At 43.8% G+C, this 13,629-nt stretch carries 15 protein-coding genes; 10 read left to right on the top strand and 5 right to left on the bottom strand.

What is annotated here, in order from left to right; genetic code table 11:
- Positions 1 to 11 precede the first annotated feature (11 nt).
- From ACFOJ8_RS08720 to ACFOJ8_RS08700, 5 genes are all read left to right on the top strand, one after another.
- Positions 12 to 1,022, top strand: coding sequence for an LLM class flavin-dependent oxidoreductase (locus tag ACFOJ8_RS08720; RefSeq protein WP_380655354.1), 1,011 nt, complete (start codon positions 12 to 14; stop codon positions 1,020 to 1,022).
- 534 nt (positions 1,023 to 1,556) lie between these two features.
- Positions 1,557 to 1,751, top strand: a complete 195-nt coding sequence (locus ACFOJ8_RS08715) for a hypothetical protein (protein WP_380655349.1) — start codon at positions 1,557 to 1,559, stop codon at positions 1,749 to 1,751.
- 232 nt (positions 1,752 to 1,983) lie between these two features.
- The gene (locus ACFOJ8_RS08710; protein ID WP_380655345.1) at positions 1,984 to 3,171 is read left to right on the top strand and encodes a M20 metallopeptidase family protein; all 1,188 of its coding nucleotides are present in this window, start codon (positions 1,984 to 1,986) and stop codon (positions 3,169 to 3,171) included.
- A gap of 144 nt (positions 3,172 to 3,315) precedes the next feature.
- A complete protein-coding gene (locus ACFOJ8_RS08705) occupies positions 3,316 to 4,926 on the top strand; it encodes an SLC13 family permease (RefSeq protein WP_380655340.1) in 1,611 nt (536 codons plus the stop codon).
- A gap of 178 nt (positions 4,927 to 5,104) precedes the next feature.
- Positions 5,105 to 6,529 (top strand): APC family permease, encoded by a 1,425-nt coding sequence (locus ACFOJ8_RS08700; protein ID WP_380655337.1) that lies wholly within the window; start codon positions 5,105 to 5,107, stop codon positions 6,527 to 6,529.
- Positions 6,530 to 7,368: 839 nt separating this feature from the next.
- Here the strand turns inward: ACFOJ8_RS08700 and ACFOJ8_RS08695 are convergent.
- Both ACFOJ8_RS08695 and ACFOJ8_RS08690 read right to left on the bottom strand, forming a co-directional pair.
- A complete protein-coding gene (locus ACFOJ8_RS08695; RefSeq protein ID WP_449329071.1) occupies positions 7,369 to 7,518 on the bottom strand; it encodes a CsbD family protein in 150 nt (49 codons plus the stop codon).
- 98 nt (positions 7,519 to 7,616) lie between these two features.
- Positions 7,617 to 7,802: a hypothetical protein gene (locus ACFOJ8_RS08690; protein WP_380655328.1), complete on the bottom strand. Its 186-nt coding sequence runs from the start codon at positions 7,800 to 7,802 to the stop codon at positions 7,617 to 7,619.
- Positions 7,803 to 7,901: 99 nt separating this feature from the next.
- Here ACFOJ8_RS08690 and ACFOJ8_RS08685 point away from each other — a divergent pair, with 99 nt between their 5' ends.
- On the top strand, positions 7,902 to 8,345 hold the full coding sequence (locus ACFOJ8_RS08685; RefSeq protein WP_380655325.1) for a hypothetical protein: 444 nt from the start codon (positions 7,902 to 7,904) through the stop codon (positions 8,343 to 8,345).
- Positions 8,346 to 8,395: 50 nt separating this feature from the next.
- Here ACFOJ8_RS08685 and ACFOJ8_RS08680 read toward each other — a convergent pair whose 3' ends face one another.
- Entirely contained in the window at positions 8,396 to 8,635 is a 240-nt protein-coding gene (locus ACFOJ8_RS08680) for a hypothetical protein (RefSeq protein WP_380655323.1), read from the bottom strand.
- A 144-nt stretch (positions 8,636 to 8,779) separates the two neighbouring features.
- On the opposite strand from ACFOJ8_RS08680, the gene ACFOJ8_RS08675 reads away from it, so the two are divergent.
- Positions 8,780 to 9,292 (top strand): type 1 glutamine amidotransferase domain-containing protein, encoded by a 513-nt coding sequence (locus tag ACFOJ8_RS08675; protein WP_380655320.1) that lies wholly within the window; start codon positions 8,780 to 8,782, stop codon positions 9,290 to 9,292.
- Between the two features lie 157 nt (positions 9,293 to 9,449).
- Here the strand turns inward: ACFOJ8_RS08675 and ACFOJ8_RS08670 are convergent, their stop codons facing one another.
- Both ACFOJ8_RS08670 and ACFOJ8_RS08665 read right to left on the bottom strand, forming a co-directional pair.
- Positions 9,450 to 10,181 carry an immunoglobulin-like domain-containing protein gene (locus ACFOJ8_RS08670; protein ID WP_380655318.1) on the bottom strand — a complete coding sequence of 244 codons (732 nt, stop codon included), beginning with the start codon at positions 10,179 to 10,181 and terminating at the stop codon, positions 9,450 to 9,452.
- 5 nt (positions 10,182 to 10,186) lie between these two features.
- Positions 10,187 to 10,597: an RrF2 family transcriptional regulator gene (locus ACFOJ8_RS08665; RefSeq protein ID WP_380655316.1), complete on the bottom strand. Its 411-nt coding sequence runs from the start codon at positions 10,595 to 10,597 to the stop codon at positions 10,187 to 10,189.
- A gap of 181 nt (positions 10,598 to 10,778) precedes the next feature.
- On the opposite strand from ACFOJ8_RS08665, the gene ACFOJ8_RS08660 reads away from it, so the two are divergent.
- From ACFOJ8_RS08660 to ACFOJ8_RS08650, 3 genes are all read left to right on the top strand, one after another.
- Positions 10,779 to 11,915 carry a globin domain-containing protein gene (locus ACFOJ8_RS08660; RefSeq protein WP_380655313.1) on the top strand — a complete coding sequence of 379 codons (1,137 nt, stop codon included), beginning with the start codon at positions 10,779 to 10,781 and terminating at the stop codon, positions 11,913 to 11,915.
- Positions 11,916 to 12,088: 173 nt separating this feature from the next.
- On the top strand, positions 12,089 to 12,484 hold the full coding sequence (locus tag ACFOJ8_RS08655) for a hypothetical protein (RefSeq protein ID WP_380655310.1): 396 nt from the start codon (positions 12,089 to 12,091) through the stop codon (positions 12,482 to 12,484).
- A 95-nt stretch (positions 12,485 to 12,579) separates the two neighbouring features.
- Positions 12,580 to 13,536: a calcium/sodium antiporter gene (locus tag ACFOJ8_RS08650; protein WP_380655307.1), complete on the top strand. Its 957-nt coding sequence runs from the start codon at positions 12,580 to 12,582 to the stop codon at positions 13,534 to 13,536.
- The last annotated feature ends 93 nt before the right edge of the window (positions 13,537 to 13,629 follow it).

The following is a 13,629-nucleotide window of genomic DNA, read 5'->3' as shown; positions in this document are numbered from 1 at the left end:
GAAAGAGGGCAATGAAACTGGGGATATTGGATCAGATGCCAAAACCGAAAGGCATGACGGCAGAACAAACGGCGGCACATACGATTGAGCTGGCACAGCTGGCAGAGTCGCTTGGGTATGGGCGATACTGGTTCGCAGAACACCATGCGACACGGGGCATGATTTCAAGTGCACCGGAAGTAATGATGGCTGCTGTGGCTAGTCAGACTCAAACGATTAAAGTGGGGAGTGGCGGCATTCTAATGCCCCAATATAGCCCGTTTAAGGTCGCATCACAGATTGCCCAGCTCGAATCTTTGTTTCCAGGCCGGGTCGAGGCCGGGTTGGGTCGATCCCCTGGCGGCGCTGAATTTCTGCGCAGTTTACTTGCTGACGATAAACCGAACCAGATGGCGGAATATCCAGATAAATTGAGGCAGCTGATCGCCTATCTGGATGGCAGTGCCAAAGTACATGCAGCCCCACGTACAACAAATAGACCGGAACTCTACTCTCTTGGCCTCGGTGAGAATAGTGCATTGCTTGCAGGGTTACTCGGCATCGGATATGTATTTGGTCATTTTATTCAACCTGATCGCGGTGTCGCTGCCCTCCAGACATATAGGGAGACTTTCAGTCAGGGGTTCATGGATACCCCATCTGCCAAGGCATGCGTCTTTGTTGTCTGCGGGGAAGACGATGCTCACGCAGAACAGCTCGCACATACACAAGATATATGGCTTTTGAACGTTGAGAAAGGCCTCGATAGCCAGGTGCCGACACCAGAAGCAGCCGAAGAGAAAATGAGGTTGTTAAGCGAAGACGAAGTGAAGAAAGTAAAAAATAATCGCAGACGCATGATTATTGGTGGGCCTGAAACGGTTAAAGTGGCACTCGATCATCTAAGTGACAGTTACCAGTGTGAGGACTGGCTCATACTGTGTAACATTTATGACTGGGAAGAGAAGAAGCAATCATTCGAGCGCCTCGCAGCCCTCTATCTAGGGGATGAGTCATACAGCCTGCACCCAAATAAGATTTGAAAGGGTGCAAGTATTTAAAAGTATTTTAGTGATGAAATTTTTTATTCAAAATCGTTACATAATTATTACCATATATTTGAATAATGATGTCGAAATGCTTGAATGTTCGGTGCAGTGTAACACGTTGACGAATAGAATGAATAATGAGCGTTGATTTTGATAAATGCATTAGACCTATATAAAAAGTTAAAGTCTTTAGCTATCCATTGAATACAAATAAACAGCTGAAGTATTAAAGGCGTGAGCGTAGTGATAGTGTCACTTAGAGAATAAAAGATATAATTTCATATTAATTGCATTTTATTTATGTATATTAATGGAATAGTTTCAAGCATTCAGAATACTTTATAAATTTTTGTTGTGTAACCAGTATTGGCATAATATAATACTATCAAATGAATACAGCAGTAGAAAAATTTACAACACCACGGGTATTCAAATTGAAATTGTTCTATCATTTAATGATTATTAAATGTCGCTCCAGATTGATCGAAGGAGGCGAGAAGGGTGCAAGGAGCGTCATTTTAATAATAAATGCTGCTGACCTTAATGGATGCAGTGTCCAATGGAAATCTTACTGAAGTTGCGCTACTATACGATACCCATCGTATCGATACACGGACAGAAAGCCCGCTGCACCTTGGTCGGGACCTTAAGTGGTTAGGCGGCGGGTTAGAGTCATTTAAGGGTTTAGATTACTCGAAAGAAATAGGTAATTGGAAAGTTTGAATGGGTTAAATCGGTGCAAGACTTAGATTCGTTCCGCCCTCACAGAAACATCCGCGGTCTCATCCACACTGCGCGTTGTGCTGTGTAACAGGAGATACCCTCGAATGTTAGGAAAGTTGACATTCGAGGGCTTTTTTTATGCCTGTTTTCCTTCAAATGAGCGCTTATAAGTTATATCTTTTTACTCAAGGTATCTTTATGCAATAATATACATACAATATAAATGAGGATGATGACTTTGCGTAAGGCACTTTTTGAACAACTTGAGACCCTATGGCCCGAAATGATCAAGATGCGTCGACACTTGCATATGTACCCTGAGCTTTCCTTCAAAGAGCAGTTTACACCAGAGTATGTCCGTCAGCACCTAGAGTCACTTGATATCGAATATCAAACAGGAGTCGGTGGCAATGGTGTGGTCGGCACTTTAAGGGGGAGCAGACCGGGCCCAACGGTAGCGCTTCGAGCAGACTTTGATGCACTGCCCATCCATGATGAGAAAGATGTGCCTTATAAATCGACCATTAATGGAGTCAGTCATGCTTGTGGTCATGATATACATACTGCGGCATTGATGGCGGTAGAAACGGTGCTGTCTGGTGTAAGAGAGTCACTTTCAGGTACAGTCGTATTCATTCACCAGTTTGCCGAAGAGCTGCCACCAGGTGGCGCACAGCTGATGATTGCCGACGGCTGTCTCGAAGGTGTCGATTATATATATGGGGCACACGTGTGGGCAGACGATGATTTTGGGACAATCGGATTCAGACCGGGGAATACAATGGCAGGTGGCGACAACTTCGAAATCACCGTCCAAGGGAAGGGTGGACACGGGGCTCTGCCGCACATGACAGTAGATCCACTCGTGATTATGAGTCAGCTGGTCGTCAATTTACAGCAAATTGTCAGCCGTAAGACGGATCCAATTGGGTCGAATGTTCTAACGATTGGTAAATTCCATAGCGGGGAGGCCATGAACGTCATCCCCGATACGGCCACTATATCGGGTACGACGAGAACTTTTGAAGTTACCCAAAAAAGGGAGATGGAGAAGTGGGTCCGTCAGATCAGTGGGGTGACGGCAGCACAGAGCGGTGCAACAGTAGAGGTTGAGTTTACGGATAGCTGTGACCCGCTGGTTAATACAAAAAGAGAGACATACGAGTTGAAGGCACTTGTCGAAGACTACATGGCGGATGTTGTGGTGTTGGATAAGCCGGCGATGATGACATCTGAGGATTTTGCATACTATCTTCAACACGTTCCGGGCTGCTTTTTCTTTGTCGGTGGACGCAATCCTGAAATTGACGCAATCTACCCGCACCACCATCCGAAATTCGATGTGGATGAGCGGTCGATGGTCCATATCGGGAAAGTATTTCTGCTTGCGGTATTACACCATATCGGTATGGATGAATAACATTGCCGGAAATACGGCCGTACTTGATTGCGGCACGTTGCATGTCCTTACACTCGATAACTGAAGGAATATATAGCGCACTTAAAGCAAATATGGTATCTTCTAAACTAATACATAGGAAGCGTTTTCCTTAGGAGGGAAAATATGAGTAAATCAAAAATTAAGGACTCTTATCAAAATTTATGGCGGGAATCCAAACGAACGAAGTCGATGCTTAAGTTCTTCAGTGCAGAAGCGGTAAAAGAGAGTGCACAAAAAGGCACGGACGATGAACCTCCCGTAACACCGTATAACCGCAGACAGCTCATTGGCTTAATTCTCGGTCCTTTATTGTTCGTACTTGCGCTACTATTCCTTGAGTCTGAAGGTTTAGATCAATCGGGAGTATTTGTTGTCGCGGCTACACTATGGATTGCTACTTGGTGGATAACAGAAGCCATTCCGATTCCAGCGACTTCATTGCTCCCACTATTTCTTTTCCCGCTTGGCGGAGTAATGGATAGCAGTGCGACGACAAGTGCTTACGGAAATGATATCATCTTCCTATTTCTCGGCGGGTTTTTGATTGCTTTGGCAATGGAACGCTGGAATCTACATACACGTATTGCACTGACCATAATCAACGCAATCGGAACCACAACGGCGACGATACTGCTTGGTTTCATGATTGCGACAGGGTTCCTGTCCATGTTCGTCAGCAACACGGCAGCTGTTATGATTATGATTCCAATCGGTATGGCAATCATTAAAGAAGCGCACTCGATGACGCAGTCGGGCCTTGAAAATGATTTGATGAAATTCGAAAAATCGCTGGTACTTGGTATCGGGTATGCAGGCACGATTGGTGGTCTAGGCACACTGATCGGTACACCACCGCTAATCATCATGGCAGGTCAGATGCAGGAACTTTTCGATATTGAAATGAGCTTTGGACAGTGGATGCTGTTTGGTGTGCCACTTGTCATACTGTTCCTCGCCATTGCTTGGGCTTACATGAATTACTTCAGTTTCAAGCATGGAATGAAAGAGCTACCGGGCGGTCGTAAAATCATCTCAGGTGAACTCGAGAAACTTGGTGGTATTACAAGGGAAGAAGTACTTGTGCTTATTGTATTTATTTTTGCAGCCTTGATGTGGGTGACGCGTGGCTTTATATGGAGTGAGATTGAAGCGACAGAATTGTTGACGGACGGATCGATTGCGATGATTGCCGCTGTGCTTCTTTTCCTTCTGCCGACGCGCAGAAAGCCTGGGCGTATCCTTGACTGGTCGGTGGCACGTGACCTTCCGTGGGGTGTATTGCTTCTTTTTGGCGGGGGACTTGCACTCGCAGCAGCCATTGTTGAAACTGGCGTCGACCAATGGATTGGTAACTTGTTGACGAATGTTGAAGGTATTCATATTGTGCTGATCATCACGATTGTCGCATTGGCAATCCTGTTCCTGACAGAAATTACATCCAATACAGCAACGGCCACAATGATTCTGCCTGTCCTTGCGGGGCTGACAATCGCCCTTGAGGTACACCCTCTGACACTAATGGTGCCGGCAGCCATGGCAGCCAACTGTGCGTTCATGCTACCGGTAGGGACACCGCCGAATGCGATTGTATTTGGTACGGGTAAGATCAGTATTCAAGAGATGGCAAAAACCGGATTTACCCTGAACATCATAGGTGTCATCCTGGTCGTTTCCTTCGTGTACTTCTTGATGCCGATTGTATTTGGTATTGAACTACTCAACTTTAGTCAATAGAACGATATGCCCGCACCTGTAGGTGCGGGCATATTAAGTGTAAAGTAAGAATGGGATAGGGATTACTGCGATGTAAGTGAAACTATTGCTGATTTATGTAGAAAAATACATTTTACGTTTAAAGCCAGTTCTGTTAGGCTATTAATCTAGAAAAGAATAAGAGGAGCGTCAATTCTTAATGGAAAATAAAATATCTAACGTAGAACGTACGAAGCTTGACAGTACCATGTCTAAGCGGTTCATATGGGCCATCGCTTATGGCTCGAGCATTGGGTGGGGGGCTTTCATTCTTCCTGGTGATTGGTTGCTTTCTTCCGGCACACTCGGTTCCACGCTCGGCATCATTATTGGCGGTTTACTTATGCTGATTATCGCAGTCGCTTATGGCGGGTTAACTACACAGTTTCCTGTGTCTGGCGGTGAGTTTGCCTTCAGTTATGTTGGGTATGGAAAATATGTCAGTTTCATCGCTTCATGGTTCTTAGCGCTGGGTTACATATGTGTTGTTGCGCTGAATGCAAGCGCATTTAGCCTGCTCTTCAAGTTCGTCCTACCCGATTTTCTTGAAGTCGGCTATCTCTATTCCATCGCGGGGTGGGATGTCTATATCATGGAAGTGATTCTATCCTCGCTAGTACTAATCATTTTCGCCTTCATATCTATACGGGGCAGTGGTCTATCAGGTAACTTGCAATTCCTGTTCTGTCTATTCATGGCTATCGTGGTAACAATACTTTTTGCCTGGTCATTCTTTACAGGGGAGTTTACATTATCTAATGCTGAGCCTCTTTTCAATAATGAAAACGGCATCTGGACCTCGATTATACTAATCGTCGCAGTTGCACCATGGATGTATGTGGGCTTCGACAATATTCCACAAGCGGCTGAAGAATTTAAATTCAGTCCAGACAAGACTTTCAAACTTATCGTCTGGGGAATCATCGCCGCCATGATCACTTATGTGCTGATGATTTTGGTCACTTCATGGGTCTATCCGGACGAGCAATTGATTGATGGGGCACTGTGGGTGACAGGATCCGTCGTACAGTCGTCGATGGGAGCACTCGGAATGACCATCCTCGCGCTTGCCATCTCATTTGGTGTCTTCACAGGATTGAATGGGTTCTACATGTCGTCTTCGAGGCTACTTTTCGCACTAGGCCGTGCGAAGTTCATCCCTTCGGTCTTTATGAAACTCGGTAAGCATAAGACGCCTTACGTTTCAGTACTGTTCATCATGGCTGTCTGTCTATTGGCACCTTGGCTCGGTCGTACCGCACTCAGTTGGATTGTCGACATGTCTTCAACAGGTGTATCCGTTGCTTTTCTAATTACGAGTCTAGTCGCAGTAAAGTTTTTTAAACAAAAAGCAAACTACAATCTAATTTATGTCGTTTTCGGAGTGCTGGGTGTACTGATTTCCATTACATTCCTAGTGTTGCTTCTGTATCCAGGGTCGCCAGCGGCACTAAGCACACCATCTTACATTGCGCTCGGCGCGTGGGTGCTACTCGGAGCGATCTTCTTCCTAACGCAATATAAGAAGATTAACGCACTTACAAAAGAAGAATTGGATTACCTGATTTTAAACAAGGAAAAATAGATTGCAATCAGCTACCTTGCGCCCAGCAAGGTAGCTTTTTTACGGTGCGACGCTGTAAAACGCTTTCCCCCTTCCCCGTATATTACAGTTATGTTACAATAAATTCGATATATTACGAATGAGTAACTTTCAGTATAGGGAGACAACCAAGTGAAACCAATATTCCTAATATTTGCTGCTGTATTGCTTACTGCATGCAGCACCACAATAGAACAAGATTCCGACTTTGAGAGTTTGGCATCTGATAGACCCTACATAAAAACAATGACACATCAAAACATTCAACTGAGTTCTGCAATTCACCAACAAGGTAAAAGGGACTACTCGAACAGCTTAAGCACTACAACTGTTAATGCCGATGGTACTAGTGTCGAGTATACACAGCAGGAAATGGCAGAGATAGAAGAATTAGCTCAGCAAGTCGACCATATTAAGCAGGATGTGACAGGCATATGGAAAGCTGACTTCACGCCGATGTACAATCAGTTTTTATGGAATAGGCTAGGCAAAGATAAGACAGCTGAGAGGCTCGAGCGACTTCATGAATCTTACGGTCAGCTTGAAGCAGATTTGGATGGCATTAAGACCCCTGAATTCTTAGACGACCGGGATAGCAGGATATTGGAACATCTGAAAGATGATCTATATCTAGCAATATCAAATCGAACGCTCGCACTGATTGAGTTCAAATTGATGAATCAGGATGATGACTACAAGATGAGTGAAACAATGCTTGATATCCATGTGCAAAACAGCAGCAACTATCTGATGAGTGCAGATGAATCACTGGATCAGCTTGAAGCACTTGAACNGAATCTTGCCGCTTCTTTATTCATTAACTATTTTCTATCGCTGAAAGCGTCGCTCGCTTTATCTTTCACATCGTTTGCAGCATCTTTGACCTTGCCTTCTGTTTCTTGCCGCTTACCTTCTTCTTTAGTCTTCTGATCGTTCGTTAGGTCTCCTGCGACTTTTTTCGCTTTACCCATGAACTTGTCTTTTTTGCTTGTGTCATTACTCATAATTTTCACCTCATCATTATTTTGTGTATGCTCCCATATTCCCATATTCATTTCTTATTAAACCTTTAGTTGGTGTCTTTATCAGAAGGATGGTTTTCCTCGGAGGACTTCTCGCTACTATAGAAATCCTCACGTTTGCTATTAATGTCAGAGAGGACGTCTTCTACGGTGTCGTCTTTCGAGTTGCGTTGCCCCAACTTATCCTCAGATGATTCTTCGAACATCTTATCTGTCTTATCTTTTTTTGGCATTAAATAAACCTCCCCTTAATTTATTATGAATCTCTACCCCTCGTGAAACAGTGTGAAACGGGCGTATCACGGGTAAGGTAGAACAGGGGGTATGAATATATGTATGCAGTTAATGGTAAGTTCAACCGGACTTTTAGAGACTTTGATGTGTACAAGCGTCTCGGTATTGTCAGTGTAACGACAACACGGTTTAAAGAAAATTTTCTAAAGATGAATCCCAAGGATTTCTTCGCACTCTACAGTAGTGGAAATGGATGGCTTGGGGTCGGGCGTGTGATATCATCGGCAGTTTGTTTTGCTGACTTCGAAATGCATCAGGGAGGCCGACTGATTGATTATGATCAATACCCATTCAAAGAAATACAGCGTATTAATCCTCATTTTGGCCGGGAAGAATATGTTATTCGAGTCGAATGGGTTGCGCTGGTCGATTCACTTGAAGCGGGTAAAGATATCCAAAGCTTTGAATCTAAGGATCCAGTCACCCAGCTTGATGATGGTCAGGCGCGCAAAATACTGCAAGCATTTAATATTAAAACTTAGAAAATCCCCTACATCTTGATTGGTACCTAGACGTAGGGGATTTCAGTAAGTTATGAAACTTTCTGTTCGAGCAATGCTTCACCCGCGTGCGTGAGTTCGATATTACTATAGTAGAAGTCGTAGTCGAAGGGTGTCAGCGAAATTAATCCTTTTTGTTCCATCAGCTTCATATGAAAATCGACCGTGCGAATATCGTACTCAGCCATACTTGTATTGGGGTAGGGGAAGAGCCGATGTTTGACGTTATATAGGATTTTGTACTCGAGATCTTCATCGTATGAATAGTGCATAATATCACTCCTGGTAATATAGTATAGGAACGTTTGTTCTGTTTGTCAATGACATTTATCGACCCAGAATTCATCTGATATGTTTAAAAGAATGGACGACGTGGAAGACTATAGGTATAACGATATTCAAAGGAGAGATTGATTTTGGCTAAAAAAGTCGCAGTAATCATGACAAACATGGTAGAAGACATCGAATATACAAGCCCGGTAGAGGCACTTCAAAATGAAGGTCACGAAGTAGAGGTCATTGCACCTGAAGCAGGAGAGATAGAAGGCAAGCAAGGTGGCAAATTCACAGCGGACAAGAGCATTTCCGATGTGAGTCCAGAAGATTATGACGCGATCCTTATTCCTGGCGGATTCTCCCCAGATCTATTACGTTCAGACGAAGAAGGACGTTTCGGTGAGTTTGCGAAGCACTTTATGGAAAAAGATAAGCCGACATTCGCAATTTGTCACGGTCCTCAAGTACTGATTGATACAGATCTGTTGAAGGGTCGTAATATCACAAGCTTCATTTCCGTTAGAAAAGATTTGGAAAATGCAGGTGCTAAAGTACACGATGAATCCGTCGTCGTTTGCAGCAACCTCGTATCTAGCCGTAAGCCGGACGATATTGAAGACTTCAACCGTGAAATCACTGCACAACTTGCATAGTACAAAACTAGAGTCGGCACCCGAGCATGGGTGCCGGCTTTTTATAACTAATTAAATAAAAGCGCGATCTGGATCTTTGATTTAAAAATACCGATTACCCCATATACATTAGAGCTTTAGACAAAAAACTGCCCATCAGCTGATGGGCAGTTTTTATTTATTCTACGATAACGGTGCGGGCCTTGGCATGTGGATCTCCAAAGTGATCGAATACTGCATAGGCAATTGTGTATTCTCCCGGGCTATTTGTATCGACTTCCCCTGAGATATAGGCGCGGTGCGTAATGTCACTGCCGTCAACATCGATAATTTCAACATCTTCTTTCGGATTAAACGTCTCACCTTGTTCAATGGTAATATCGTCGAGTCCAATGAATGTGATGGCTGATTCACTTGTTTCATCGTCAGAATCATCCTCGAGTTCTGCTTCTGCAGGCGGTATCATCGGCACGGGATCGGTCGGCGCATTGCTTACCTCTATTGATCGGGTGTACTCGAACCAGCCGTTGCGTGAATTTTCAACACGATACCCGACGGTGTAGGAACCGGGTCGATTGGTGTTGACAGTGTTCGAGGTCACTTCGATATTATCTGTTATATCTCCATCCTGACTGTCGATAGCGTAGACACCGGCCAAAGGGTCAAAGTTGTCACCGACTTGGACGTTATAAACTTCAGTACCTCTAAGGTCGGGAACATTACCACTGTGGTTGGCAATTTCATCTTCCATTGTTGGGCCTTCATAATCGGCATATCTCGAGTTGCTGCTGGACTCGGAATCATTATCTGTGAGTTGCGATTCGCCGATTTGCGCATCGAGTAATTCACCTGTAATCGGAGCAGCAGGCAGTAGACCTGCCATGATTTTTATCACTGTACTTGAGTTCATAATGGTCACCTCAACATTGCTTTAGGAATAATATCTTTCAATGTATATTTATCGAGCACTTCAAAATATGCCTGTAGTGCATCGTTCAGTACAAATCTCAGGCCACAAACGGGAGTAAGCACACACTGATTGTCTTCGGAAAAGCATTCAGCCATGTGGAAATTGTCTTCAGTATGGCGGACGACTTCACCGATATTAAGGGTTTCTGCTTTATAGTTTAGCATAATCCCGCCCCCGCGACCACGGACGGTTTTAATATAACCAAGCTTGGAAAGATTGTGGACCACTTTTGTCAGATGGTTCTTCGATATATTATAGAAGCTCGCAATTTCATCAATTTGGACTTTTTCTTCCTCTCTCATTCCAAGGTACATCAGAACTCTGAGAGAATAGTCCGTATATAATGTCAGTTTCATTGGCATCAACTCCTCTACATGATTATACACAGTTTTTATTTTTATATAAATAAAGTGCTTTTTTCCAAATAATCTGTGAACATATTGTGAAATTTAAAACAATGTATTGAAAATGGTATAAAATAGGTCTACGATAAAGATGTATTAAATATATATCTTTTATATTAAAGGGGTTATCCATATGATTACGGAAGCAAAAAAAGATGTTATTAAAGCGACAGTCCCAGCACTTGAAGCACATGGTACAAAAATTACGACAACATTTTATCAAAACATGTTCGAAGCTCATCCAGAACTCCTCAACATCTTCAATCAGACGAACCAGAAAGTCGGCAATCAGCCAAAAGCACTGGCCATGACAGTTCTTGCTGCAGCAAAGCATATCGACAATTTGGACGCCATTGTGCCGCACGTGGTTGGCATTGCGCATAAGCACCGTGCGCTTGAAATTAAACCGGAACATTATCCAATAGTGGGTAAGCATCTGCTAGAAGGTATCCAAGAAGTTCTCGGAGATAAGGCAACCCCGGAAATCATCGATGCTTGGGGTGACTATTATAATCACATTGCACAGATTTTCATTGATGTCGAACAAGATATGTATCAGGACGCAACATGGGACGGCTTTAAACCCTTCACTGTTAAGAAAAAAGAAGTCATGACCTCTGAAATCACCAGATTTACAGTCGATTCCGACGAGGTGGATAAATCATTCACAGCTGGACAGTATATCACTGTGAAGGTTAAACCGGCAGACTACCCATATGAAGCATTACGTCATTATTCCATCTGTTCAAATAAGACGGTGGATGGTCTCACCTTCGCAGTGAAACGTGAAGGCGAAGATGACACAAAAGGTGTTGTTTCTAACTATCTACATGATGATATTGAATCGGGAGACGTGATCTTCCTCTCCGCGCCAGCCGGAGATTTCAAGGTCGAGGATACGCATAGTGAACTGCTATTTATCGCTGGTGGTGTCGGTGCGACGCCAGTCATGGCGATGGCCGAAGCGGCAATTGCTAAAGGCAACGATGTCAAATTCCTTTATAGTGCTATTAATGAGGCTTACCTGCCATTCAAAGATCAGTTTGAGAATCTTGAAGCTGAAGGTGCAGACATCAGAATCAAGTTCAGTGAATCCGAAGGTTACCTGAATCGCGAGGACTTTGCAGGTAACGAAAACCGAGAGATTTACATTTGTGGATCGATGACATTCATGAATGCAATGATCAATGAACTCAATGCAATGGGTATCGACGATTCTCGTATCCATTTTGAACCATTCGGCCCAAAGATGAGCCTGCAGAAAGTTTAATCGAACTGATTACAATTCTAATATTAATTTATGCACGTATCCGCATGTGGATACGTGTTTTTCTTTTAAAATTTAAACAGTTTCATAGGTGGAGTGGATGACGTAGTATAATGGGTGAGATAATAGTAAATGGCGCCCGAAGTGGTGATCCAGAAAATACAGGAGGCATTTTAATGGAAAGAAAATGGGGCATCAACTTTATCAGAGTAGCATCATTGTTTGGGCTGCTTGGTGTATTCATCGGTTCGCAGATGGCCGGGGAAGTCGACTACAGCATTCGTCCGATCCATACCCATGTTTTGCTGGTTGGCTGGCTGTCTATGTTCGCATGGGGCATCTTCTACAGTGTATATCGGGTTAAAAATACTTTGCTTGTACATATTCACGGGATTACAGGCATGATTGGGGCGATTGTTCTGATAAGTGGCATGTACTTCTATATGCTCAATCCTTTCAATTTCAACGAAACATTTACAACGGTGTACTTCATCATCGGTGGCAGTGTTTTGATTATTGCTTTCTTGCTGTTCATCGTTGTGACTTTTTTTGTTGAAAAGAATGAGCGATAAAATATTTATTTTTTCGGCAATTGCTTTTTTTGTTTAAACTTTCTGTCAGAGGAAATTAATCTTATACAATATCATGTGAAATTGAGGTGGGCGCCATGGAATACGTTTTGCTGATTGTCGGTTTTGTACTGCTCATCAAAGGTGCCGATTACTTCGTAGAAGGTGCTTCCAATATCGCGGTTAAACTCAACGTTTCACCGCTTCTCGTCGGCTTAACGATTGTCGCAATGGGGACAAGCTCGCCTGAAGCGACGGTGGCAATCCTTGCTGCACTGGAAGGAAGTCCAGGTGTTGTCCTTGGTAATGTCATCGGGAGTAATATCGTAAATATTACCGTTGTCGTCGGCCTGACAGCACTGATTGCGCCTCTGACGGTCCAAAGTGAGACGGTACGTAAGGAAATCCCTTTTGCACTGCTCGCGGCTCTCGTACTCATGACACTGATGGCGGACGTCGCCTTACAAGGGTTAGAACAGAATATTATCGGACGCGGCGATGGGCTGATCATTCTGCTGTTTCTTGCTGTATTCCTATACTATGTCTTCGAGATGGCACGCAAAAATCGTGCCGGGTCTGTAGAAGCAGTCGACAGTGATACTGGGGAATCTTGGTTGAAAAATATTCTCTTTACATTGGGTGGACTCGTCGCCATCATCTTTGGTGGTGAGCTGGTCGTCAGTAATGCAACAGAGATTGCACTTACACTCGGCATGAGTGAAGCCTTGGTCGGTTTGACAATTGTCGCCATCGGCACTTCATTGCCTGAAATCATGACATCGATTACTGCTGCTCTAAAAGGCAAGGGCGATATGGCCATCGGTAATGTTGTTGGCAGTAACATTTTTAATATTTTTTTCGTCACCGGTGCTGCTTCAACCGTCGCCCCCATCGCTGCCGAATCGAAGCTATTCTTTGATGGCTGGGTGATGGTCGGTCTAACCGTTCTGCTTCTGATATTTTCACGTACAAGTTTCAAGATCGGACGCAGAGAAGGAGCGGTCCTGCTTGCAGCTTACGTTGCATATCTGGTATATATCATCATCAGAAACTAGGCGAAATAAGCATTGCGGTGTTTATCTGAATATCTATCTTTTCAGTTAGGAAGAAACCCCCGTTTTCATCTAGGAAAAATCAGATGGAAACGG

Origin of the sequence: Salinicoccus sesuvii, assembly GCF_042648145.1 — a bacterium.
GTDB classification, from domain to species: domain Bacteria; phylum Bacillota; class Bacilli; order Staphylococcales; family Salinicoccaceae; genus Salinicoccus; species Salinicoccus sesuvii.
This window is presented reverse-complemented; position numbering and strand designations above follow the sequence as displayed.